The following is a 23,232-nucleotide window of genomic DNA, read 5'->3' as shown; positions in this document are numbered from 1 at the left end:
TGTGTCGCCTTCCGGACCTGTTTTTAACACCACCCCACATCACCTCCATAACTGGCGCCCCTCTTCCCGTTCCAACAGCCCTGCGGGCCCGGGGCCCCCCCCCCCCCCCCCCTCTGCCCCCGTCGCCCGACGCGGCAGCGTCATTTCCACCAGGCGGTGGTGTCGTACATCGGTCCCGGCTCCTCGAAGAGCTTTTCGTATTTGCACAGTGCCGGCGCCTTGCCGAGCGGCACCGAAACACCGCCCCTGAACGCCCATTCGCCACGTTGCGTCGTATCGGCCCGCACATAGCTGGACAGCGCAAAGGCCCGGTCGTGCTGCGATTTGTTGGGCGAGGAGCCGTGCACGGTAAGCAGCCCCCATAAAGCAAGGTCGCCCGGCTCCAGCACCAGCGGAACGATGGTCGCCGGGTCGATGCCGACCTTGCGCAACTCTTCTTCGGCGGTCAGGCCCTTCATCAGTTCGCCGGTTCCCTCGTCCGACAGGCCGAGATAGCCGAGCTTGTGGCTGCCGGGCACGACCTGAAGGCAGCCATTGTCCAGCGTCGCCCGATCGACCGCGAGGCCTGTTGTCACGGTGGCGTCGGCGACATTGTCGAAGGCGGCCTGGTTACGGAAGCGCAGATCCTGGTGGAAGCGATAACCCGTGACATTGGCGCCGGGCGGCTTCCAGTGCAGCTGTTGGGCGATCTGCCTTATGTCACGGCCGATCAGGCCCTGGAGCAGCTTCAGATAGTCGGGATTGCGGCGGAATTCTTCGAAATAGGAATTGATCCAGGAAAACCAGTAAGCCTGCAGCACATAGCGTTGGCCAAAGTCCGATTCAGGCAGGATCTGGAAATTCAGGTTGCCGTGCCGGAAGGTGGCATGATGCTTGAGGCCTTCGGCATAGACCGCATCGGTTTCCTTCTTCAGCCGGATCATCTCGTCGCCGTCGACGAATTGTCGAACGACCGCGTATCCTTCCTCGCGGTACTGCTCCACCGCCTCGCGTGCCTGCCTGTCCGTCAGCATGTCCGTGACAACCCCTGTCTGTGATCCGTGTCGATCGTAACGAAGGGGTTGCCGGCGATAAGCCATGGATTTTGGCATCGACTTTCCCGATTATCGGGAAATTGAGCGGGGCGTCAAAGGGGCATTGGTCGCAATCGGCTGGTCAGATACGTGCTGCGCCGGCAGGCCCTAAAAATAGGTCCGCGGCGCGACAAGGTTCTTCTGCTGGCGAACATAAAAACAGTAGAAGCCGAACGCCGCGGCAAACCACATGAAGGCCTCACCCATGGCCAGCCGGTTGTTGGAATTGGTAAGGATGCTTAGGGCGAAGAAGACCAGTGTGGAGATGTAGCAGGACCATGCGGCCGGAGCGACAAGCTTGGCTCGCATGGCCAGTAGAACCTGCCTGGCCGACCAGGTGTAGAGAAAGGCAAAGAACGCCAGTCCGACCACACCATAGCGCACGGCAATCTCCAGATAACCATTGTGGAAGACGTTGAAGATCATGGGATGATAGGTTCTGTTCTGCCATTCGGTCAGCCAGCTGGAACTGGCTCCGAAGATCGGGTGGCGCTTCCAGATATTGATCGCATCCGCCCACAGCATCAGCCTCTCCTTGGCTGCAAGCGGAACCGCGTCGCTCGCGATGGCGCGGTCGAAGGCGGGGAGGACCCCATGCCTGAACACATCCGGAACCAAGGTTTTGATGAATGCCATGGTATCGTCGGCGGTGGACGAGAAGATGTTGTGTGCTGCGACAATGCCGGCCGCCACGATCACCAGCACGCCACCCGAAACCAACAGTTCGCGGCGATGGCCTCTCGCCAGGGTCATGACCGCCAACAAGAGCAGAGCGAGCGCAAGCGCAAGCCACACTCCCTTTGACCGCATCTCGATGATATTGACGAGGGCAAGCAGCAGGACGGCTGTCGACAGGACCCAATGCAGGTTCTTGGTTGCTTTCCCGAGGTCCGTTCTCTGGGCCGAGTAGGCCATGAATTGCAGCGTGCAGAGGAAGATGAAACCGGCCGCCACCGACGCGTGGATGGGATTGTTGAAAAGCCACGGGGCCGGTTGGATGCCTTGAAACATGTCCGAATAGAAGGTGTCCGCCGCCAGGAAGACGAGACTGAGGATCATGAACCAGAGCACGAGCCGTGCGGGTTGCCTGACAAACAGCAGAAACGCGAAGCCGGTCGTCGCGTAGAACAGCGGAAACATGTAAATGCCTTCGGCGCCACCCAACTGGTGGGTGCCGAAATAGACGATCGCCAGTCGGATGAAGACATAGAGCGACCAGCCCAGACACAGAAAGCCGACCCAACCGATCAGCGGTTTGCTGTAGGTCCACAAATCCACTCTGAACCAGCGGATGACCGCGACCAGGGCCAGCGCCAGGCCCGCATAGCGGTAGGTGTCGGCCTCGCGCCACACCGCGGAGACCAAAGCCAGAATGGCGAGTGCCGCAAGCAACAGAAGCAAGGTGTGGCGCGGCGCGTTGTCCTTGGCATCATCCAGGGCATCTCGCGGCAGAGGGGGCGGCAGCAGGACGTGATGCAGGCGGCGCAGCTCGTCGCTGGCCCGCGACACCCCGGCACGTAGCCGGCTCGGCCCGCCCAGCCTTGCGGATTTGTAGCTTCCCGAGGGGCCGGCTATGCCCGAGATTCCACTGCTGGCGGCGAAGCCAAGCACGTTTTGGCGGACCGAATAGACTTTCAGGCCGGTAGCCCAAAAGCGCTCGAGTGCAACGTCCCATGGCATTTTCATAACGGCGAGCGCCGACAACAGACCCTGCGCGCCCTCCCGCGTCACCAGATAGGCGGCGGCCGAGCCTTGCGGGCCATGCAGCGCACGACCGATCTCGTCGCCTTCCACTGTCTCGACCGCGCGCATGAAGAAGCTCATGCGATGGTTGGTCAGCTTGATGACATCGAAATCCGGCACCGCCGCGATGATGGCCTCGATGCGCCGCATGGTGTTTTCGCTGAAGAGGACGTCGTCCTCGACGATCAGGCCATGGGCGCTGCCACCGGCCAGGAACGTTTCCAGCGCCTGGATATGGCTGCGGTAACAGGCATATTCGCCCGAAAGGATGTCGCGCCCGCTCAGCTTGCGCGCGGCTGGCAGATCGATCTCCGTCCAGTCTTTTTCAGCAAGCGCCCGACCGTCGACGGCGGCAATGCGCTGCAAGGTCAGTCCTGCCGCTTCGGCGCTGGCGAGCAATTCGCTCCAGCGCTGGGTCTCGCGATCGAGGTTGATGGCGAAGATAGGAAGGTTCATTGAAGTTCCATGTTGAGCCGCCACCCACCTGGCCGACCTATGTATGGAAAGAGGAAGATGTTCAAGGCGACACTGTCCAGATCATGTGCAAATGCTGACCCGAATTTGCCGCATGGCGTTGGTTTCGCTGAACTTATGACGCAGTCGAACTATTAACCGACCGGCTTCATGGAAGATCGCAAAGGTACTCTCGGGTCCTATGTGTCCGGAACGGACCTGAGCGGGATGGCTGGGGCGCCAGGATTCGAACCTGGGAATGTCGGTACCAAAAACCGATGCCTTACCACTTGGCGACGCCCCAATTGCCGTCAGAGTCGCTTGTGCGGCGCGTTATTAGCAGAGCAGCCAAAAAGCACAATCCTTATGAGTGACGGTTGGAACGCTCGAATTGGGCAGGCAACGCAGCACTGCCAAATGATATGCAGCGGGCTATTCGGACCACACCGCCATCTCGTTTCCGGCTGGATCGACGAAGTGGAAGCGCCGGCCGCCGGGGAACGGGAAGATCGGTTTGACGATCGTGCCGCCGGCGCTTTCGACAGCGTCGAGGGTTTGCTCCAGATCCCTGCTGTAGAGCACGGGCAGCGGCTTTGATGGCGCTTCCGCGGCATCTGCCTGGAAGCCTCCGTCCAGGCCTTCGGCAAAGGCCGAATAGGTCGGCCCATAATCGGTGAACGACCAGGCAAAGGCAGTACTGTAGAAAGCCTTCAGCCGGTCCAGCGTTCCACCGGTCGCGGGCATTTCCAGATAGTCGAGTTTTCCGGGCAGTTTCATGGCGCACCTGTTTGTTCCCTTTATGTTCTACATCAAAAATCTCGGAATGGCAAGTCATTTTGCCGCATCTTCGGACGCGGCTTTTGCTTAATCGATTGTAGAAGGCCGACCGCTTTGCCGGCGCTTGCCTTTCGCACTGCAGCATCATATCGCTCCAAGGACGGACCGGCGGAACTTTCCGTTTCGCCAATCTTTCCAATCTCCTGCAACCGGAGAGCGATGCATGACCAAATGGGTTTTCACCTTTGGCGATGGTGCGGCGGAAGGCCGTGCCAGCGACAAGAATCTCCTGGGCGGCAAGGGCGCCAACCTGGCCGAGATGTGCAGCCTGAGGCTGCCGGTGCCGCCGGGCTTCACCATCACCACGGAGGTCTGCAACGCCTACTACGCCAACGGCCGTATTTATCCGGCCGGGTTGGAAGCCGATGTCGCGGTCGCGCTCGATCACATCGGCCGGCTGACCGGCCGTCGGTTCGGCGACCCGTCGAAACTGCTGCTGGTGTCGGTGCGTTCGGGCGCTCGCGCCTCGATGCCCGGCATGATGGACACCGTGCTCAATCTGGGCCTGAACGACGAGACGGTCGAGGCGCTGGCCGCCGATTCCGGCGATGCGCGCTTTGCCTATGACAGCTACCGCCGCTTCATCCAGATGTATTCCGATGTCGTCATGGGCCTCGATCATGAGGTGTTCGAAGAAATCCTGGAGGATCAGAAGGGCGGGCTCGGGCACGAGCTCGACACCGAACTGACGGCGCTCGAATGGCAGGGCGTCATCGCGCTCTACAAGGCCAAGGTCGAGGAAGAGCTCGGCAGGCCTTTTCCGCAGGATCCGCACGAGCAGCTCTGGGGCGCGATATCAGCCGTGTTCTCGAGCTGGATGAACAACCGCGCCATCACCTATCGCCGCCTGCACGATATTCCCGAAAGCTGGGGCACGGCGGTCAACGTCCAGGCCATGGTGTTCGGCAATATGGGCGAAACCTCGGCCACCGGCGTTGCCTTCACGCGCAACCCTTCGACCGGCGAAAAGATGCTCTATGGCGAGTTCCTGGTGAACGCGCAGGGCGAGGACGTCGTGGCCGGCATCCGCACGCCGCAGAACATCACCGAAGCGGCGCGTATCGCAGCCGGCTCGGACAAGCCGTCGCTGCAGAAGCTGATGCCTGACGCGTTCCAGTCCTTTGTCACCATCTCCGACAATCTGGAGAAGCACTACCGCGACATGCAGGATCTCGAATTCACCATCGAGCGCGGCAAATTGTGGATGCTGCAGACCCGCTCCGGCAAGCGCACCGCCAAGGCGGCACTGAAAATTGCCGTCGAGATGGCGCGCGACAGACTGATCACGAAAGAGGAAGCCGTCGCCCGTATCGACCCGGCCTCGCTCGACCAGTTGCTGCATCCGACCATCGACCCCAAGGCCGCGCGCGATGTCATCGGCATTGGCCTGCCGGCGTCGCCCGGTGCTGCCACCGGCGAGATCGTCTTTTCCTCCGGCGACGCCGAGGAATTGAAGACGCAGGGCCGCAAGGCGATCCTGGTGCGCATCGAAACCAGCCCCGAAGACATCCACGGCATGCATGCGGCGGAAGGCATCCTGACCACGCGCGGCGGCATGACCAGCCACGCCGCGGTGGTGGCACGCGGCATGGGCAAGCCTTGCGTCTCCGGGGCCGGCTCGCTGCGTGTCGACTACAAGGCCGGCACGCTGATGGCGATGGGGTCGACCTTCCGCAAGGGTGATATCATCACCATCGATGGCAGCAACGGCCAGGTGCTGAAGGGCGCCGTGTCGATGTTGCAGCCGGAACTTTCCGGCGATTTTGCCGCCATCATGGAATGGGCCGACGCCGTGCGTCGCATGAAGGTGCGCACCAATGCCGAAACGCCGCTCGACGCGCGCATGGCGCGTTCCTTCGGCGCTGAAGGCATCGGCCTTTGCCGCACCGAGCACATGTTCTTCGACGGCGAGCGCATCGTCGCCATGCGCGAGATGATCCTGGCCGACACCGAAAAGGACAGGCGCGCCGCACTTGCCAAGCTTCTACCCATGCAGCGCTCGGACTTCCTCGAACTGTTCGAGATCATGGCCGGCCTGCCGGTGACGATCCGCCTGCTCGATCCCCCGCTGCACGAATTCCTGCCCAAGACCGAGGAGGAAGTGGCCGAGGTCGCCGCCGCCATGAAGGTGTCGCCGGACAAGCTCAGGCAGCGCACCGAGGCACTGCACGAGTTCAACCCGATGCTCGGCCATCGCGGCTGCCGCCTGGCTGTCTCCTATCCCGAGATCGCCGAGATGCAGGCACGCGCCATTTTCGAGGCGGCGGTGGAGGCCGGCAGGAAGGCTGGCGCCCTGGTGGTCCCCGAGATCATGGTGCCGTTGGTCGGCCTGGTGAAGGAGCTCGATTACGTCAAGGCGCGCATCGATGCGGTTGCCAAGAGCGTCATGGAGGAAACCGGCGTCAAGATCGACTATCTCACGGGAACCATGATTGAACTCCCCCGTGCCGCGATCCGTGCCCATGTCATTGCAGAGTCAGCCGAATTCTTCTCCTTCGGCACCAACGACCTGACCCAGACGACCTTCGGCATCTCGCGCGACGATGCGGCCTCGTTCCTGGAAACCTACCGCCAGAAGGGCATTATCGATCAGGACCCGTTCGTCTCGCTCGACATCGACGGCGTCGGCGAACTGGTGCGCATGGCCGCGCAAAAGGGCAAGGCGACGCGGCCCGACATCAAGCTCGGTATCTGCGGCGAACATGGCGGCGATCCGGCCTCGATCCGCTTTTGCGAAGAGGTCGGCCTCGACTACGTGTCCTGTTCGCCCTATCGCGTGCCGATCGCCAGGCTGGCGGCCGCGCAGGCAGCGGTGCTGGTTGCGAAGGCAGGCCGAGGATAGGATCCATCCAGCTTACCGTTTTGTAAGGCAATTCACGCGAACGTGCTGGCGGCGTCGCGTAATCTCGACATTGTTCCTGCCCAATTTGCGGCCATCCGCAAATTGCTCCCGGAAACAGATGCTGCAGATTTCTCCCGCGCCGTTCCACTCGATCCTGGTCATCCAAACCAAGTTTATAGGCGATCTCGTCCTCGCCTCGGCGCTCGCCAAGAACCTGCGGCTCGAATTCCCCGGCGCCAGCATCGTCTTTCTGTGCGAGGCCCGCTTCGAGAGCTTCGTCATGGCCCATGGTATCGCTTCCGAGGTGGTCGCATTCAGGCGCGACCGCATGCGCGGAACGCCCTTGGAGCGCGGGAAGGAGCTCTACACCATGGTGCGGGCGTTGCGCCGCTTCCGTTTCGACCTGACCATCGACCTGACCGATTCGAAGACGTCGCGCATGGTCACCGGGCTCGTCAACGCCAAGACCCGTGTCGGTTACAATCCTTCCGAAAGACCCTTGCGTATGTTGGAGCGGCAACCCGCCAATGTCTTTGCCAAGCCCTACGGCTTTGATGGTCAGCATTTCCTGTACCGCTACCTCTCGCCGCTCGAAGCGCTCGGCATCGAACTTCGCACGGTGATTCCGAACCTTCAGCCGCTGCCATCGGAGACGGCGAAAGCATTGGCGCTGCTGGGTAAGCACCATCTGCGGCCAAACGCATTCATCGCCGTGCATGCGGGTGCAAGCTTCGAGGGCCGACGTTGGCAGCCGGAGCGGTTTGCAGCAGTGATCGTCGAGATTGCCGGCGAGACCAGCCTGGATGTCGTCCTGGTGGGCGGCCCGGACGAGCGCGAGATCGCCGAACGTATCGTCGCCAGAACCGCGCCCTCGGTCGTCAATCTCGTCGGTGACCTGTCGCTTGAAAGCCTGCTGGCGTTGCTGAAACAGGCTCGGCTGTTTCTCGGCAATGAGAGCGGCCCGATGCACATGGCCGCAGCCACCGGAACCCCGGTTGTCGGATTGTTCGGTCTGACGGAGCCGTCGCGCTGGGGTCCCGTCGGCGTGCCCAGCATCTCGCTCCAGCCGCCGATGCCTTGCGCCTGCATGGCCGAAAACCTCTGCCGCGCGCCGGATCCGAGCAAAGCATGCTGCGTCTGGGGCCTGGAGGTCAAGCCTGTGGTCGATGCGGTGCGCGAGGTTCTTTCGCGCACCGAAATGAAACTGGAACACGCCATCTGAGATCATGCGCCGCATGCACGACCGCTCTCGACGCGGTGGAATGACCTGTCGCCCACAGGAACGGTCACATTGTCGCGGAGCGCTTTTCAGCTATGCACCATCCCGATTTCCGCCTTCATGCGGGTCGTTGGGATGCCTGCTTGAAATGACGGGTCCGGGAATCGGTTTGATGCGCCTGCTGCAAAAAAATCTCTGCATGATCGCCCTGTCGTGGGCGATGGCATCCGCCAGCCATGCCGCGCCGCTCGTCGAGCCGACGCTGCACATCAAGTCGCAGGCGAGCGGAGCCGGCCGTGTGGCGCTTACGCTCGACGCGTGCGGTGGACAGACCGACAACCGGATCCTTTCGGCGCTGGTGGACAACAAGATTCCCGCCACCATTTTCGTCACCGGCATCTGGCTGAGGCGAAACGCCGCCGCGGTCGAGATCATGCGGGCGCATCCCGATCTGTTCGAACTGGAAAATCACGGCGGCCACCACATTCCGGCGGTCGACACGCCGCGGAAAATCTATGGCATCCGCAGCGCCGGCAGCCCGGACGCGGTGCTGGCCGAGGTCGAATCGGGAGCCGCCGCTCTTGCCGGGACCGGCGAGCCGGCGCCGAAATGGTTCCGTGGCGCAACCGCCGAATACAGCCCGTCGGCAATCGCCATGATCCGCAAGCTTGGCTTCAAGGTCGCGGGTTTCTCGATAAACGGCGACGGTGGCTCTTTGCTCGGCGCCAAGGAGACCGCCCGGCGCATCGCAGCGGCCAAGGATGGCGACGTCATCATCTCGCACATCAACCAGCCGACCCATGCGGCCGGCGAAGGCGTGGTGCAGGGGCTGCTGGCGCTCAAGGCCAAGGGCTTGACCTTTGTGCGGCTCGACGATGCCGAAGGCATCGGCAACAACGGCACGACGGAGTGACTGGCCAGCCGAGCGGATCTCGATGCCGTCGGCGTGGGCTCAGTCTGGTTTGGCTTCGATCGTGACCTTGCTGGCGTAGAATGCGCCGTGGTTGCGGATTTCAGCCATTTCGTCGAAAGGCCGCTCGTAGGCCCACATGGCGTTCTGGCCGGTCTCGCCGGCAGGCAGCACGCTCCAATAGCTTGCATCGCCCTTGTAGGGGCAATGGGTCGAGTGGTCGGTGCGGCCGAGCTTGCCGAAATCGATGTCGGCGAACGGAATGTAGAACGCCGCCGGATAGGGGGCCTCGGTCAGCACCTTGGCCTTCGCTGTTGAAGCGATGACCACGTCTCCGGCACGCACGGTAACGGTGCCGGCATAGGGCTCGATGGTGATGATTTTGTCCGGGTTGCGTTGGAAACCGGGTGCGGGGTTGGCGATCTGATCCATGCGGGGGCTCTCCTTGCGTCGACTTAAAGGTGTGTCGCGCAAGCGCATTGTGCAAGCCGCTATCGCCATCCAGCACGCAAAACTTGCCTTGCCGACGCCGATGGACCGCGCCTTGGAACCCTCGAGATACTTGTCGTCAGCTGTCAGGCAGCGGCCTTGAACACGTCCATGAGACCGGCATAGGCGGCAGCGATCCCGGCGACCGGGTTGCTGCTTCTCGATACGGTCTCGACCTTCAAGGAACCGCCGCCGGTAGGCAAGGTGAGCAGCAGGAACTGGCGGTTTCCGCCATCGCCGACTGACGCGGCCGCGACGTGCTGGTCCTCGCCCTGATTCTGGACGCACATCTGGAACAGCAGCGTGCCGCCGACCGCTTCCAGCGCGCCGCCGACAACTTCAACAAATTCATCTTCGGAAACAGTCTTTGTGTCCGGCACCACATCGGCCAGACTTTCGGCAAGCGTACTCTCGAGAGCCTTGTCGTCGAGCTGCGCGTCCATGCGAACCTCTTTCAGTCGCCAATCGCACCCCTTTGCCCGTTAACGAAACTTAACGCGGACGATGGCCGGATTGTGGCGGTTTTCCACCAATGCGGCGCTGGGTGGTGCTGGCGGCTGGACAATCGGCCGGTTCGCTCCACAATAGCCCGAAAAGCACAACGCAAAAGCGTGAGGGAGGACCGAATGCTGGGACTGATGCAGGAATGGCCGCTGCTTTGCCATAAGCTCATCGACAATGCCGAGCGGCAGCATGGCGTGCGTAAGATCGTGACGCGCTCGATCGAGGGGCCGATCGTGCGTACCACTTACGCCGACATCCATCGTCGTGCCCTGAAGGTCGCCCAGCGGCTGGAGCGCGACGGCTGTGGGCTGGGCGACCGCATCGCGACGCTGGCCTGGAACACCGCACGCCATATCGAGGCCTGGTACGGCATCATGGGCATCGGCGCCATCTACCACACGCTCAATCCGCGGCTGTTTCCCGAGCAGATCGTCTGGATCATGAACCATGCCGAGGACAAGGCAGTCTTCGTCGACCTGACCTTCGTGCCGCTGCTCGAGAAAATCGCCGGCGCCGTAAAATCGCTGAAACAGGTGATCGTGCTGACCGACAGGGCGCATATGCCGCCGACGACATTGCCCAACGCGGTCGCCTATGAAGACTGGCTTGACGAGGCGGATGGCGACTTCGCCTGGAAGACCTTCGACGAAAGCACCGCCGCCGGCATGTGCTACACGTCCGGGACCACGGGCGATCCCAAGGGCGTCGTCTACAGCCATCGTTCGAACGTGCTGCACGCCATGATCGCTGCCATGCCCGACGCCATGGGACTGTCGTCGCGCGATACGATCCTGCCTGTCGTGCCGATGTTTCACGCCAATGCCTGGGGCCTTGGCCAGAGCGGGCCGATGATCGGTGCCAAGCTGGTCATGCCCGGCTGCAAGATGGATGGCGCCTCGATCTATGAATTGCTCGACACCGAGAAGGTGACCTTCAGCGCCGCCGTGCCGACCGTCTGGATGATGCTGCTGCAGCATCTGGAGGAGACCGGCAAGAAGCTTCCCTATCTGGACAAGGTTGTCATCGGCGGCTCGTCGTGCCCGCGCGCGATCATGACCAAGTTCCAGCAGAACTACGATGTCCAGGTCATCCATGCGTGGGGTATGACCGAAATGTCGCCGCTCGGCACGCTGTGCACCCTGAAGCCGGACCATGCCGGTCTTGAGGGCGAAGCCCGGCTCGATGTCCAGCAGAAACAGGGCCATCCGCCCTTCGGCGTCGAAATGAAGGTGACCGACGACGACAACAACGAGCAGCCTTGGGACGGCAAGACTTTTGGCCGCCTGAAAGTGCGTGGGCCGGCCGTTGCCCGTGCCTATTATGGCGGCGCCGGCGTGGAGCAGTTCGATGAGGATGGCTGGTTCGACACTGGCGACGTCGCCCACATCGACGCCGGCGGCTACATGCAGATCACCGATCGCGCCAAGGACGTCATCAAGTCCGGCGGCGAATGGATTTCGACCATCGACCTCGAGAATCTGGCTGTTGGCCATCCCGATGTCGCCGAGGCGGCAGCCATCGGCGTTCAGCATTCGAAATGGGGCGAACGGCCGCTGCTGGTCGTCGTCCGCAAACCGGGCAAGGAACCGACCAAGGCTGACATTCTCGACTTCATGGACGGCAAGGTGGCCAAATGGTGGATGCCGGACGATGTCGCTTTCGTCGGTGAAATTCCGCACACCGCCACCGGCAAGATCCAGAAGATCACCTTGCGCCAGCAATTCAAGGACTATCGCCTGCCGACGGATTGACGCGATGGTGCATGTTTCGGCTTCATGCCATCGCAAAAAGGCACTAAGTCTCCGTTCGGGTTGGGGCAGCACGGAAAACGATGGTTAGCATTCCTGAACGGCAAACGTCGAAGGCGGCCGGCTGGTCGCGGCGCACGGCCGCTTTTTCGTTGGTGCTGCTGCTGACGGTCTTCGTCGGCCATCGCTTCGATCTCGTCGAAACACCTGTCTTTCTGTGGGTGCTGGGCATTGTCGCGCTGCTGGCGGCGATGGCGCTGTTGTTTGCCGGGTTTGCCTTTTCGCGGCTCTGGAATTTCGGCGACCGCGGCGGTCGCGACCTGACGGTCGGCGCGCTGCTGGCACTGCTGGTGCTCGCACCCTATGGCGTCGCCGCCTACTGGGCGACGATCTATCCGCCGCTCAGGGATATCTCGACGGATTTCGACGAACCGCCGGCGCTCGACGTGAGCGACCGGAGGAAGGATATGAACGTGCTTGCGCCGTCGACGCCTGGGGAACAGCGGCTGCAGACCGATAGCTATCCGCTGGTCAGCGCACGCAGCTACGACCTGCCGTTCGAGACCGTCGTCAATGCCGTCGAAACCGTGCTCGACCGGCGCGACTGGGAGCTGTCGGAACCCTATCCCGATCTCGCCGGGCAAAGCGAGGTGACCATCACCGCCGTCGCCAAGGGCTTCGTGATCGGCCTTCCCGCCGACGTGGCGATCCGCGTGACGGACGATGGCGACACGGTCATCGTCGACATGCGGTCGGCATCCCGCTACGGCCGCTACGACCTCGGCGACAATGCGGCGCGCATCACCGAATTTCTCGCGGAACTCGACCAGGAAGTCGCCGGTCAGGTTGGCGCCGCTCCGGTCGAATGAGACCCAGGGGAGGCTATTCGCCAGGGTCGAACTCTCCTTTGAACAAGACTGTCGCGACCGGTCCAATCGGATTGGCGATCCGGCTCTCCAGGACTTCGACAAGTTTGCGTCCGACACCCGCTATGTCCACGAAATGAACGCCGATCTTCGCAGGCAGGAAGCGCGATAGCCGCGTGCTGTCCCGAGTGACAATGTGGATGTCACTCCCTGGCGCGAGACCTCTTCTGCCGAGAGCGTGTAATGCCCCCAGAAGGCCCAGTTCGTTGGCGCATGCCAAGCCCGTCGGCGGATCTGACCAGGCCAGCATGCGATCGAACCAGGCTGCGCTCGATTCCATGGTGAACATTCCATGACCGATCAGCGACTGGTCGATCGGAATACCAGCCTCGGCCATTGCCCTTCCATACCCGGAAAGACGCATGGCACTCGCCTGGTCGCCCGGAACGAGAAGTTGCAGCGCAATGCGTCGGCAGCCCTTGTCCATGAGCCGCCGGGTCGCCTCGTAGGCAATCTGTTCATTGTCGATGTCGACATAAGGATATGCTGTATCCAGGTCAGTTCTTCCAAACGCGACGAATGGCATGCCTCTATCCAGCAATAGCTTAACGCGCGGATCACCCGAGACCATGCGTGTGATAATCAGTCCGTCTGTGCTGCCCGCCTGAAGCTGTCGCTGCACACTCTCGATGGGATCATCATCGGGCGTGGTGGAGTAGATGGATAGGCTATAACCCGCTTGCCGCGCCGCCAGCGTCATGCCTTCGATTAACGGAAGCTTCAACAGATCGGACAGATGATCTTGTGTTTCCATCGGGTATATTGCTGTCATCGTCAGCGTGCGGCCAGTTTTGAGCGCGAAGCCATGATGATTTGGCACATAGCCGACCCGCTGCGCCACTTCCTTGACGCGAGCGATGGTGGCGGGATGAACCTCCGGCCCATCCTTCAGCGCGCGGGATACCGTGGTGACCGAAAGGGAAAGTTCCGCCGCGATCTGTTTCAGGTTGGTCATGTCGCCCGACCTCATTTGCGAAAGCGCCGGCTGATTTGCTGACTTCCACTACGTGACCGAATTCCACCTCACGGTCAATCCAAGCTCTCGCTAAAGCAGCTTGACTCTCCTGCAATTGGATGCAATCGTAACGTTACGATTGTCAAGAATTGGCCATTTTGAGCGCGTCTCAACAAATTCTAGGGAGGAGAACCTATGTCTTGGTTACGCATTTCCTTGACGGCATTAGCATTCTCGGCCGCCGTGCCGGTCTATGCCCAATCAGTCACCATCACGACCGCGGGCGGCGATTATGGCAACGCCATGAAGGAAGCCATGTGGGTCCCCGCTGCAAAAGAGCTTGGCTATGATGTCCGCGAGGAGACCCTCAGCGACGGCTTGGCCGCCCTGAAGATGCAGGTCACCTCGGGCGCGGTCACAACCGACGTCATTCACCTGGGCTCACCGGAGGGCGCGCAGGCCGCCGCACAGTCGCTGCTGGAGCCGCTCGACTACAAGATCATCGATCCAAAGGCCGTGCCGGATGGCGCAAAGTCCGACTACTGCTATCCGTTCGACTCCTATGGCACCGTCATGTCCTGGAACACCAAAACCTATGGCGAGAACCCGCCAAAGACATGGGCGGAGTTCTGGGATGTTGCCCAATTTCCGGGCCGTCGCGCCCTCCGCGCCAATGCACAGGACTCGATCGAGATCGCGCTGCTCTCGGACGGCGTAGCACCGGCCGACGTGTATTCCGTGCTCAGCACGCCGGAGGGCCTGGATCGCGCGATCAAGCGGCTTGAAGCGATCAAACCAAATGTCGCGGTGTGGTGGACTTCGGGAGCTCAGTCCGCGCAGTTGCTGAAAGATGGCGAGGCGGATTTGGTCGTTACCTGGAACGGGCGGGCCCAAACCGTGAAAGCGGATGGCGGCGCGGTCGATTACACGTTCAAGGGTTCCGTCATCGGTACGGATTGCCTCGGGGTACCGAAGGGGGCGCCGAACAAGGAAGCGGCCATGAAACTCATCGCGGCGATGACACAGCCCGCGCGCGTGGCGAAGCTGACCGATTTCATCGCTTATGGCCCGGTCAATCCTGCTGGCTATGAGGGTGGCCTTATTCCCGAGGACCGTCTGAAGACCCTTGCGACCGCGCCTGAAAATGCCGGCACTTCGGTGTTTTCGAATGCGGACTGGTGGGTCAAGAATGGCGAAGCTGCTCAAAAAACCTTCGATGAGATGATGGCCCGCTGAGTCTCAGCTTTAAGGCTGAAGCACATGATGAAGTCGCTCCCGATCACCATCGACAGCGTGCGCAAGACCTACGGATCTTACGTCGCGCTGGACAATGTCTCGCTCGACATTCAGGCTGGCGAATTTCTCACGCTCTTGGGGCCGTCCGGATCGGGCAAGACCACGCTGCTCATGGCTTTGGCCGGATTTGTCCGGCCCGATTCCGGTAAACTTTTGTTGGACGATCGGGACATTACCCGCCTGGCCCCCAACAAGCGCGACATCGGCATAGTCTTCCAGAACTACGCCCTGTTTCCCCACATGAACGTTCTGGCAAATGTCGAGTATCCGTTGGTGCTGCGCAAGACGCCGAAAGCCGAGGCCCGCCAGAGGGCACTCGACACTTTGGCCCGCGTGAAGCTTGAAGGTTTGGCGGAGCGCAACATTGCCGCATTGTCCGGCGGCCAGCGCCAGCGGGTGGCGTTGGCGCGGGCGATCGTCTTTGAGCCACGCGTGATGCTGATGGACGAGCCGTTGTCGGCGCTCGACAAGAACCTGCGCGAAACCATGCAGTACGAGATCCGGCGTCTGCACGATGATCTGGGGATCACCACGGTCTATGTGACGCATGACCAGCGCGAAGCGCTAATCATGTCCGACAGGATCGCGGTGATGAATTCCGGCCGCATCCAGCAGATCGATACGCCACAGCGGATCTATGATCGTCCATCGACCCGCTTCGTCGCGGAGTTCATGGGCGAGGCCAACATTGTGGCCCCGGGCTCGGCGCGCAGAATAGACGGCGCCGATGCGTCACGCGAAGCTCTGATGATCCGCGCGGAATGCTTCCATCTTGATGCGAAGCTCGTCGGGCCAGACGGGGTGGCCCTTGAGGGAACGCTGCGCGCCAAGGCGTTTCGTGGCGAGAACTGGCTTTTGACGCTGGCGCTTGACGGCGGGCAAGAGATACTTGTCTGCATTCCGGCGGCGCTGGCCAGCGGCTGCGCCGAACTTGCCGCCGGTCAGCGGGTGACCGCCTATGCACCAGCAGCGAAAGTTCACGCGATACCGGGAGTGGTAGCGTGACCGTCCTTGCCGATCCTGCGCTCGCGGCAGACGCGCGACGCGAGCGGCGGTTCTTCCTCTCGCTTTCACTGCCTGCGCTGTTCATCGTCGGACTGGCGGCGATAATGCCTATCCTATGGATCATCCGGCAATCCTTCCTGACCACGGGGGGCGAGTACACCGTCGGCAACTACGAGAAGGTGCTTTCGAGCGGGCTGACATGGTCGGCACTGGTCACAACCCTTGAACTGTCCCTGGGCACGCTGGCGATCTGCATTCTTCTCGGTACTCCCCTGGCGCTCGCCCTGGCCAGCGCCAGACCAAGGGTGGCCAATTTGCTGATGGCCTTCGTCATGCTGCCGTTGTGGACCTCCATTCTGGTGCGCACCTATGGCTGGCTCGTGCTGTTGCGGCGCGATGGCCTGATCAACGCAACTTTGACGGGTTCAGGCCTGACAGCTGAGCCATTGCCGCTGGTCTACAATTTCACGGGAACGCTGATCGGCATGGTTCACTACATGCTGCCGCTTTTTCTGCTGCCCGTTTATGCGGCGATGCGCGATATCGATGCAAACCTCGTCCGCGCGTCGGCGAGCATGGGCGCCACTCTCGGGCAAACGATCCGCACGGTCATCCTGCCGCTTTCGGCCGGCGGCATCTTCTCGGGTTCGATCATCGTCTTCATTTACACCATAGGGTTCTTCATCACGCCCGCGGTGCTTGGCGGCGGCAAGGTAAATCCGCTTTCCACCCGGATCGAGCGCACGCTATCGACCTTCCAGGATTGGGGCTCGGCGAGCGTCCTGGGCATTCTGCTCCTCGTTCTTATGGCGCTGGTGGGGGTGATGTTCCTGGCTGCGCGGCGGCTCATTGCCGGACGCAGCATCGGCACAGCCCATGCTTGAAGCCTATCCAGACAGCAGGCTGGCCCGCATCCTCCTGTGGAGCTTTTGTGCGCTCGTTATGGCGTTCCTGATGCTGCCGACGCTCGTCGTCGTCCCGCTCTCCTTTTCGGCGTCCAATCTTCTCGAGTTCCCACCGCGCGCATACTCGTTGCGCTGGTACGAGACTTTCTTCGGTTCGGCGACATGGATGGCCGCACTCAGGACGAGCCTGATCCTCGGCACATTGACAGCGATGATCACAGTGCCGCTGGGGCTTCTGGCCGGCATCTCGATCAACCGGCTCGGCGGAAAGGCCGCCGTAACCATTCAGGGCGTTCTGCTCACCCCGTCCATTGTGCCGGGGATCCTGCTCGCGATCGGTCTCTTCTTTGTTCTGGCGGCGCAACGTCTTGTCGGAACGCTGTTCGGTGTCCTGGTCGGACATGTGGTACTAGCCATTCCGGTCGCGTGCATTGTGTTGTTGCCCGCCTTGGCCCGCTTTGACTGGAACCAGGTTCAGGCGGCGCGCAGCCTGGGCGCAAACTGGGCGAGAGCCATTGGCGGAATAATTGTCCCCCAACTTCAGATCAGTCTGTTGTCGGCCACACTGATGGCCTTCCTGACCTCGCTAGACGAATCCGTCATTTCGATCTTCGTCGCGAGTGGTCAAAACAGCACGCTGCCGAAGCTCATGTTCCTGTCGCTGCGCGATCAGATCGACCCGACCATCGCGGCGATTTCGACCTTGTGGACCGTCATCGTCGTGGTCGTTGTCCTGGTCGTGACCCTTCGCCAAAAATCCTGAGCGAGACTGAAAACATGCCCAACAATCATCATGCAGCCGACGATCTGGCCGATCATTCAACGGACATACCCCAAGTGGGGTTGGCGATCATCACCGGATCGGCGAATTGGGGTCTCGCCTTTCCGGAAGATGTCGAAGTTGATGGCGTCCGCACCTTGCAGCGAGACATGAGTTTCCAAACGCCTTTCGGTCCCAGCGACAATTGGAAGCTGCTCGAATTCGATGCATCTATTACCGTCGAGGGCAAAACGAAACGTGCCCTGTGCATGTATTCGCACGGCAATCCCCGAGACCATATCGACCATTCCTGTCATCGCCGCGCGTTCTGGGTGTTGATGAGTGCGGGTGTAAAGCAGATTCTCTCCTGCTCGACCATTGGCGCCGTCAACAAGGCTATCAAGCCCGGCGACATGGTGGTGAACGCCGATATCCTCGAACTGACGCAGACCCCGTTTTCACTGCTTCCCGGCCGCCAGAGCTTCGACTGCTCGGGCAAGCAGATCGTATGTCCAAGATGTGCGGCATTGTTGGCCGAGACCGCCCGGCGCCATTGGCCAGCCGAATGCCGCGTCCATGGCATCGAGCAGCAGTTGGTGGCTGCCCACTGCTACGGGCCGCGACTGACAACTCCCGCCGAAGCTCTGGCATATCGAAACATGGGAGCGGACGTGCTCAACCACTCGATCGCCCCTGAGGCCACCTTATCGCGCGAGATCGGCGCCTGTTTCGTGCCCCTGGCGTTCGTCACGGCCGGTTTCAACGACTATATGGACCGCGAGCGCCAGAAATTGCTGCAGGAGCACGTGCTGCCGAGCCTCTCTATGACAGCCTCGCGGGTTGCGCTGGAGACCGCGGCACGTCTTCCAACGGATCCCGAATGCTCTTGCCAGGGCTTGAAGTCGCCTCAGCCAGCAGAGCGCTCCAGCCGGTTCTAGAGCGAATGGCGCCGATAGCCTATCCGGCCGGCGTGAAAATGCCGTCGATGGCCGGTGCGGCATCGGTCACAACCAGGCCGCGCGCCGTCAGATCCTCGAGATGGGCAAGCACCGACAATCCGGCGGCACCATGCAGCCGCGGGTCGGTGTCCCTGTAGATCGCCTTGACCATGTCCACGATCGTCCGGTCGCCTTCTCTGACCCGCTCCAGTATGGCGCGCTCGCGCATCTTGCGATGCGTCTTCAACCCGCGCATGAAAGCGCGCGGTGCTGTCACCGGCCCGCCATGTCCGGGCAACAGCAAGCGGTCCCCGCGTTCGATCAAGCGATCCAGCGAGGCCATGTAGTCGGCCATCGCTCCATCCGGCGGGGCGACGATGGAGGTTGCCCAGGCCATGACATGATCGGCCGAAAACAGGATGCCGGTTCCCTCCAGCGCGCCAATTCTTTCCAGCGCGAATGCCGCATGATTGGCGGTGTGGCCCGGGGTCAGAACCGTCCTGATCGACCAGCCGTCGCCGTCGACCACCTCGCCGTCGGGCAGGGCGACATCAGGGACGAAAGCCGTGTCGGCACTGGCGTCGAGCGCATTGGTCTCGCCGATATGCAGGGCTCTTGCCGGCCGGTGCGGCCCCTCTGCCAGCACGAGGGCGCCGGTGCGCTCTTTCAGCCGGGCCGCCAGCGGGGAGTGGTCGCGATGCGTATGGCTGACGAAGATATGGCTGACCGGCCGGTCTGCGATCACGCCGAGCAGGGTCCGCAGATGCGCCTCGTCATCCGGCCCCGGATCGATCACCGCCAGCGTATCGCGGCCAATTATGTAGCTGTTGGTGCCGTGAAAGGTGAAAGGGCTTGGATTGCGGGCCGTGATGCGCTGGACATCGGGCGCGACGTTCACCCCCTGGCCATAGAAGGGGTCGAAGCCGGTATCGAATTTCAGTGCCATGCATCGGTGCCTTGTTTCGGGAAACGGCAAAACCGATTGCCGCATAACACGCAAGCCAATATAGGAGGATGTGAGGCCGCGAACATCGGTGTGCGGCAATCGGATTGGGGAAATACCATGGCAATTGCAACTACGATGCGTCCGCTTGTTTCTCTGGCTCTGCCGCAAAATGGCGCGGCGCGGCTGGCAACGCAGCTTTTCCTGGCCATCGCCGGAACGCTTGTGCTGACCCTGTCGGCCAAGACCAAGGTTATGCTCGGGCCGGTCGACATTTCGATGCAGACGCTGGCCGTGCTGCTGATCGCCGCCGCCTTCGGCATGCGTCTCGGCGTCGCCACCCTGCTGCTCTACATGGCCGAGGGCGCCATGGGCTTCCCCGTCTTCCAGAGCACGCCTGAAAAGGGCATCGGCATTGCCTACATGCTCGGCTCGACCGGCGGTTATCTCGCCGGCTTCGTGGTCATGGCGGCCATTGTCGGCTGGGCGGCGGATCGCGGTTGGGACCGCCATCCGATCAAGCTTTTCAACGCCATGCTGGTTGCCGAATTCGTCATGATGGCAATGGGCTTTGCCTGGCTGGCGCTGCTCATCGGTCCGGAAAAGTCGTGGCAGTTCGGCGTCGTGCCGTTCATCGTCGGCGACCTGATCAAGGTGGCTCTGGCGGCAAGCCTGGTGCCGGCCGTCTGGACGCTGCTCAAGCGCGGCTGAAGCGCGCGATCGAAGAAACGGCCAGGGGCAATCAAGCCACTGGCCGGAGCGGCGTGACTGGCCGATTTCCGGTCTGGTGTCCGCCAACCTCGATAGATTGTCGGTTATATCGCCCTAGACGCTGCGACATCTTCAGTAATGATCATCAAGCCGCTTTATTAGCCTAGGCTTTTCAATTCCCGAACTGTTGACCTAAGAAATAGATGCTTGCTGGCGCAGCCGCGCTGTCGTAGCTCTTGGTCTTCGACTGTATCGAATCGCCGGGGGGCGAGACGTCCGATTCGTTGTTGTGAGCGATTAGGTCAGATGCACTATCGCGCTGGTCTGTCGCCGACACGGCAGCTTCGGGGAAGGGGGGAAGACGTTGAATGTCGCAGCGTCGACTATTGTCGGAAGCCGGCATTTCCTGTTCAGGATTCGGTTTCAACTGCTTGGCGGACTGACATTCGCGATTTTTGCGCCGGCGATCATCCGGATTGTCTTCAATCCTGAATTTATCTATTCGGCCAGTCTTCAGGTCACGGTGGCCGCTGCGGTCATCGCGCACCTTGTGGGCTTCTTGTCCTATCGCCGCATCGGAAATTTCCCGGGCGTGGCCGCGGCAAGTTACATCTTGCCGACATTTGCCCTGTCCTATGGGGCTGTTTTCCTGACCATCTTCTTTTTTCGGTTCGAGTACAGCCGGTTTCAAGCCGCCGCCAGTTTCACGCAGTCCACGCTCTGGTATTTCGGCCTGAGCCTGTTGACGCGGCGCCTCGATCCGTACCGGCTCGTCGTGATTCCCGGCGGAGATGTCGAGCGCCTCAAGACGTTACCGGGTGTGCATTGGTTTTGGATCAAGTCGACCAGTACGATAATCGAAAGAGCCAGCGGCGTGGTCGTTGATCTGCGTGCCGATCTTGGCGCGGAATGGGAACGATACATCGCGGATCGGGCCCTTTCGGGAACGCCCGTATACCACGTCAAGCAGGTCAGCGAGTCGCTGACCGGGCGGGTCGAGATCGAGCACCTGTCGGAAAACACGCTTGGTTCACTCAATCCGAACCAAGCCTATCTCAAGATCAAGCAGGCAGCCGACTGGGTCTCGGCACTTGTCTTGATTATCGTTCTTTCCCCGGTTCTGGCGTTGATAGCGCTGCTGATCCGGCTGGATTCCGATGGTCCCGCGCTGTTTCGCCAGCAGCGCATGGGCTACCGGGGCAAGATCTGCACGGTCTACAAGTTTCGCTCGATGCGCCAGCACTCTGACGCCGGCAGCGACAAGGAGAGGGCGATCACCAGGCGCGATGATGATCGCATCACCCGAGTCGGGCGTTTCCTGCGAAAATCCAGGATCGACGAACTGCCGCAGGTCATCAACATCCTGCGTGGCGAAATGAGTTGGATCGGACCGCGACCGGAAGCTGTCGTGCTGTCACAGTGGTACGAGGCTGAGCTGCCATTCTATCGCTACAGGCATATCGTCAGGCCAGGCATAAGTGGGTGGGCACAAGTAAATCAGGGGCATGTGGCTGCCGTCGATGACGTTATGGAAAAATTGCACTATGATTTCTATTACATAAAGAACTTTTCGCCTTGGCTGGACGTTTTGATAACCCTCAAGACAATGAAAACGATGCTTACCGGCTTTGGTGCGCGATAACCAATGCGAAGCATGGCTCTGGAATAGCAAGCGCAGGAAGCAGATGGATCTCGCCTCCAGGAAAATAGCGATCATCGGGCTTGGCTATGTCGGCCTGCCGCTGGCGGTCGCTTTTGGCGCCACCAGGGATGTCGTCGGGTTCGACATCGACCAGTCGAGGGTGGACGCGCTGAGGCGTGGTGACGATCATACGCTGGAAGCCAGCAGTGATGAGATCAGTGCTGCGTCGCGGCTGACATTCACCACAGACAAGGCCGATCTGCGCGATTGCGGGATTTTCATCGTCACGGTTCCGACGCCGATCGACAGGGCCAACCGTCCGGATCTGAAACCGTTGATCATGGCATCGACTTTGGTCGGTGAGGTCATATCGCCAGGCGCGGTGGTGATCTTCGAATCGACGGTCTACCCCGGCTGCACGGAAGAGGTGTGCGCGCCGCTGATCGAGAAACATTCGGGCCTGCGCTACAATGAGGGGTTCTTCCTCGGCTACAGTCCCGAGCGCATCAATCCGGGCGACCGCGAGCATCGGTTGCAGACGATCGTCAAGGTCACCAGCGGCTCGACGCCGGAAGCGGCCGAAGGTATCGATGCGCTCTATGCCTCGATCGTGCCGGCAGGCACACACCGTACCTCGAGCATTGCGGTCGCCGAAGCGGCCAAGGTCATCGAGAACACTCAGCGCGACCTCAACATCGCGCTGATGAACGAGCTGTCGCTTATCTTCGGCAAGCTCGGCATCGACACGTCCGAAGTGCTGGAAGCCGCCGGCACCAAATGGAATTTCCTGCGCTTCACGCCTGGTCTCGTCGGCGGCCACTGCATCGGGGTCGATCCCTACTATCTCACCCACAAGGCCCAGGAACTCGGCTATCATCCGGAGGTGATTCTTGCCGGCCGCCGTATCAATGACGGCATGGGTCAGCACGCGGCGGATCAGACGGCCCGCCTGATGATGCGCAAGGGAATACCTGTCGTTGGCAGCCGGATTCTGGTGATGGGCGCGGCCTTCAAGGAAAATTGTCCGGACCTGAGGAATTCCAAGGTCGCCGATATCGTTGCCCAACTGAAGGAATACAATGCCGGCATCGACATATGGGACCCCTGGGTCAACGCGCAGGAATGCGCGCGTGCCTTCGGCATAGCCAGCATGAAGGACATTCCCGATCAGCGCTATGACGGCGTTATCGTGGCCGTCGGCCACTGGCAGTTCCGCGCGCTGGGCGTCGACGGCCTGCAGGCGCTTTGCAAGACCCCGGGCGTCATCTACGACATCAAGGGTCTGTTCCCCAGGCATGTTACGGATGGGCGCTTCTGATGAGGGTTCTGGTCA

The 23,232-nt window shown here is 61.4% G+C and carries 20 protein-coding genes and 1 tRNA gene; 13 read left to right on the top strand and 8 right to left on the bottom strand.

All coding sequences use genetic code 11. The features are described 5' to 3' along the window. Positions 1-140: 140 nt before the first annotated feature. The 4 genes from NKH95_RS32355 to NKH95_RS32340 all read right to left on the bottom strand — a co-directional run bounded on the left by NKH95_RS32355 (position 141) and on the right by NKH95_RS32340 (position 4,046). Positions 141-1,013, bottom strand: a complete 873-nt coding sequence (locus tag NKH95_RS32355) for a phytanoyl-CoA dioxygenase family protein (RefSeq protein ID WP_352894465.1) — start codon at positions 1,011-1,013, stop codon at positions 141-143. A gap of 168 nt (positions 1,014-1,181) precedes the next feature. After that, complete coding sequence (locus tag NKH95_RS32350) at positions 1,182-3,272, bottom strand: O-antigen ligase family protein (RefSeq protein WP_352894463.1); 2,091 nt, start codon at positions 3,270-3,272, stop codon at positions 1,182-1,184. A 226-nt stretch (positions 3,273-3,498) separates the two neighbouring features. Further along, positions 3,499-3,573, bottom strand: a tRNA-Gln gene (locus NKH95_RS32345). Positions 3,574-3,701: 128 nt separating this feature from the next. Then, positions 3,702-4,046, bottom strand: coding sequence for a VOC family protein (locus tag NKH95_RS32340; RefSeq protein ID WP_127290804.1), 345 nt, complete (start codon positions 4,044-4,046; stop codon positions 3,702-3,704). A 223-nt stretch (positions 4,047-4,269) separates the two neighbouring features. On the opposite strand from NKH95_RS32340, the gene ppdK reads away from it, so the two are divergent. From ppdK to NKH95_RS32325, 3 genes are all read left to right on the top strand, one after another. After that, complete coding sequence (ppdK, locus tag NKH95_RS32335) at positions 4,270-6,948, top strand: pyruvate, phosphate dikinase (RefSeq protein WP_352442766.1); 2,679 nt, start codon at positions 4,270-4,272, stop codon at positions 6,946-6,948. 118 nt (positions 6,949-7,066) lie between these two features. Next, complete coding sequence (locus tag NKH95_RS32330) at positions 7,067-8,170, top strand: glycosyltransferase family 9 protein (protein ID WP_352772347.1); 1,104 nt, start codon at positions 7,067-7,069, stop codon at positions 8,168-8,170. 169 nt (positions 8,171-8,339) lie between these two features. Then, on the top strand, positions 8,340-9,080 hold the full coding sequence (locus NKH95_RS32325; protein WP_023808566.1) for a polysaccharide deacetylase family protein: 741 nt from the start codon (positions 8,340-8,342) through the stop codon (positions 9,078-9,080). Positions 9,081-9,119: 39 nt separating this feature from the next. Here the strand turns inward: NKH95_RS32325 and NKH95_RS32320 are convergent, their stop codons facing one another. Together NKH95_RS32320 and NKH95_RS32315 are read right to left on the bottom strand one after the other, a co-directional pair. Next, positions 9,120-9,509: a DUF427 domain-containing protein gene (locus tag NKH95_RS32320; RefSeq protein WP_352442763.1), complete on the bottom strand. Its 390-nt coding sequence runs from the start codon at positions 9,507-9,509 to the stop codon at positions 9,120-9,122. Between the two features lie 143 nt (positions 9,510-9,652). Continuing rightward, positions 9,653-10,009, bottom strand: a complete 357-nt coding sequence (locus NKH95_RS32315; protein ID WP_352894458.1) for a hypothetical protein — start codon at positions 10,007-10,009, stop codon at positions 9,653-9,655. A 183-nt stretch (positions 10,010-10,192) separates the two neighbouring features. Here NKH95_RS32315 and NKH95_RS32310 point away from each other — a divergent pair, with 183 nt between their 5' ends. Both NKH95_RS32310 and NKH95_RS32305 read left to right on the top strand, forming a co-directional pair. Continuing rightward, on the top strand, positions 10,193-11,821 hold the full coding sequence (locus NKH95_RS32310) for a fatty-acid--CoA ligase (RefSeq protein ID WP_352894455.1): 1,629 nt from the start codon (positions 10,193-10,195) through the stop codon (positions 11,819-11,821). Positions 11,822-11,901: 80 nt separating this feature from the next. Further along, positions 11,902-12,687 (top strand): DUF1499 domain-containing protein, encoded by a 786-nt coding sequence (locus NKH95_RS32305; protein ID WP_023808562.1) that lies wholly within the window; start codon positions 11,902-11,904, stop codon positions 12,685-12,687. A gap of 13 nt (positions 12,688-12,700) precedes the next feature. Here NKH95_RS32305 and NKH95_RS32300 read toward each other — a convergent pair whose 3' ends face one another. After that, positions 12,701-13,699, bottom strand: coding sequence for a LacI family DNA-binding transcriptional regulator (locus tag NKH95_RS32300; protein ID WP_128302515.1), 999 nt, complete (start codon positions 13,697-13,699; stop codon positions 12,701-12,703). Between the two features lie 195 nt (positions 13,700-13,894). Between NKH95_RS32300 and NKH95_RS32295 the strand changes: the two genes are divergently transcribed. From NKH95_RS32295 to NKH95_RS32275, 5 genes are read left to right on the top strand one after another with little or no spacing between them, the layout of a single operon-like run. Next, positions 13,895-14,935 carry an ABC transporter substrate-binding protein gene (locus tag NKH95_RS32295; protein ID WP_352894452.1) on the top strand — a complete coding sequence of 347 codons (1,041 nt, stop codon included), beginning with the start codon at positions 13,895-13,897 and terminating at the stop codon, positions 14,933-14,935. A gap of 27 nt (positions 14,936-14,962) precedes the next feature. After that, on the top strand, positions 14,963-16,000 hold the full coding sequence (locus tag NKH95_RS32290) for an ABC transporter ATP-binding protein (RefSeq protein ID WP_352894467.1): 1,038 nt from the start codon (positions 14,963-14,965) through the stop codon (positions 15,998-16,000). Further along, a complete protein-coding gene (locus NKH95_RS32285; protein WP_352442760.1) occupies positions 15,997-16,884 on the top strand; it encodes an ABC transporter permease in 888 nt (295 codons plus the stop codon). The genes NKH95_RS32290 and NKH95_RS32285 overlap by 4 nt, the downstream gene beginning before the upstream one ends. Next, complete coding sequence (locus tag NKH95_RS32280; RefSeq protein ID WP_128302516.1) at positions 16,877-17,668, top strand: ABC transporter permease; 792 nt, start codon at positions 16,877-16,879, stop codon at positions 17,666-17,668. The genes NKH95_RS32285 and NKH95_RS32280 overlap by 8 nt, the downstream gene beginning before the upstream one ends. Before the next feature lie 14 nt (positions 17,669-17,682). Then, positions 17,683-18,603: a phosphorylase family protein gene (locus tag NKH95_RS32275; RefSeq protein ID WP_128302517.1), complete on the top strand. Its 921-nt coding sequence runs from the start codon at positions 17,683-17,685 to the stop codon at positions 18,601-18,603. Positions 18,604-18,622: 19 nt separating this feature from the next. On the opposite strand, the gene NKH95_RS32270 is transcribed toward NKH95_RS32275, so the two are convergent. Then, positions 18,623-19,549 carry an MBL fold metallo-hydrolase gene (locus NKH95_RS32270; protein ID WP_128302518.1) on the bottom strand — a complete coding sequence of 309 codons (927 nt, stop codon included), beginning with the start codon at positions 19,547-19,549 and terminating at the stop codon, positions 18,623-18,625. Positions 19,550-19,666: 117 nt separating this feature from the next. Between NKH95_RS32270 and NKH95_RS32265 the strand changes: the two genes are divergently transcribed. The 3 genes from NKH95_RS32265 (at position 19,667) to NKH95_RS32255 (ending at position 23,217) form a co-directional block, all read left to right on the top strand. After that, the gene (locus NKH95_RS32265) at positions 19,667-20,257 is read left to right on the top strand and encodes a biotin transporter BioY (RefSeq protein WP_352442759.1); all 591 of its coding nucleotides are present in this window, start codon (positions 19,667-19,669) and stop codon (positions 20,255-20,257) included. 364 nt (positions 20,258-20,621) lie between these two features. Beyond that, positions 20,622-21,899: a sugar transferase gene (locus NKH95_RS32260; RefSeq protein WP_352442758.1), complete on the top strand. Its 1,278-nt coding sequence runs from the start codon at positions 20,622-20,624 to the stop codon at positions 21,897-21,899. 43 nt (positions 21,900-21,942) lie between these two features. After that, positions 21,943-23,217, top strand: coding sequence for a nucleotide sugar dehydrogenase (locus tag NKH95_RS32255; RefSeq protein ID WP_128302521.1), 1,275 nt, complete (start codon positions 21,943-21,945; stop codon positions 23,215-23,217). Positions 23,218-23,232: the final 15 nt, after the last annotated feature.

Origin of the sequence: Mesorhizobium sp. M0848 (genome assembly GCF_040319805.1) — a bacterium.
GTDB lineage: Bacteria > Pseudomonadota > Alphaproteobacteria > Rhizobiales > Rhizobiaceae > Mesorhizobium.
This window is presented reverse-complemented; position numbering and strand designations above follow the sequence as displayed.

Coding starts and splice junctions, on each gene's coding strand:
- NKH95_RS32355 (WP_352894465.1), bottom strand. CDS start 1,013: ATGCTGACGGACAGGCAGGCACGCGAGGCGGTGGAGCAGTACCGCGAG.
- NKH95_RS32350 (WP_352894463.1), bottom strand. CDS start 3,272: ATGAACCTTCCTATCTTCGCCATCAACCTCGATCGCGAGACCCAGCGC.
- NKH95_RS32340 (WP_127290804.1), bottom strand. CDS start 4,046: ATGAAACTGCCCGGAAAACTCGACTATCTGGAAATGCCCGCGACCGGT.
- ppdK (WP_352442766.1), top strand. CDS start 4,270: ATGACCAAATGGGTTTTCACCTTTGGCGATGGTGCGGCGGAAGGCCGT.
- NKH95_RS32330 (WP_352772347.1), top strand. CDS start 7,067: ATGCTGCAGATTTCTCCCGCGCCGTTCCACTCGATCCTGGTCATCCAA.
- NKH95_RS32325 (WP_023808566.1), top strand. CDS start 8,340: ATGCGCCTGCTGCAAAAAAATCTCTGCATGATCGCCCTGTCGTGGGCG.
- NKH95_RS32320 (WP_352442763.1), bottom strand. CDS start 9,509: ATGGATCAGATCGCCAACCCCGCACCCGGTTTCCAACGCAACCCGGAC.
- NKH95_RS32315 (WP_352894458.1), bottom strand. CDS start 10,009: ATGGACGCGCAGCTCGACGACAAGGCTCTCGAGAGTACGCTTGCCGAA.
- NKH95_RS32310 (WP_352894455.1), top strand. CDS start 10,193: ATGCTGGGACTGATGCAGGAATGGCCGCTGCTTTGCCATAAGCTCATC.
- NKH95_RS32305 (WP_023808562.1), top strand. CDS start 11,902: ATGGTTAGCATTCCTGAACGGCAAACGTCGAAGGCGGCCGGCTGGTCG.
- NKH95_RS32300 (WP_128302515.1), bottom strand. CDS start 13,699: ATGACCAACCTGAAACAGATCGCGGCGGAACTTTCCCTTTCGGTCACC.
- NKH95_RS32295 (WP_352894452.1), top strand. CDS start 13,895: ATGTCTTGGTTACGCATTTCCTTGACGGCATTAGCATTCTCGGCCGCC.
- NKH95_RS32290 (WP_352894467.1), top strand. CDS start 14,963: ATGAAGTCGCTCCCGATCACCATCGACAGCGTGCGCAAGACCTACGGA.
- NKH95_RS32280 (WP_128302516.1), top strand. CDS start 16,877: ATGCTTGAAGCCTATCCAGACAGCAGGCTGGCCCGCATCCTCCTGTGG.
- NKH95_RS32275 (WP_128302517.1), top strand. CDS start 17,683: ATGCCCAACAATCATCATGCAGCCGACGATCTGGCCGATCATTCAACG.
- NKH95_RS32270 (WP_128302518.1), bottom strand. CDS start 19,549: ATGGCACTGAAATTCGATACCGGCTTCGACCCCTTCTATGGCCAGGGG.
- NKH95_RS32265 (WP_352442759.1), top strand. CDS start 19,667: ATGGCAATTGCAACTACGATGCGTCCGCTTGTTTCTCTGGCTCTGCCG.
- NKH95_RS32255 (WP_128302521.1), top strand. CDS start 21,943: ATGGATCTCGCCTCCAGGAAAATAGCGATCATCGGGCTTGGCTATGTC.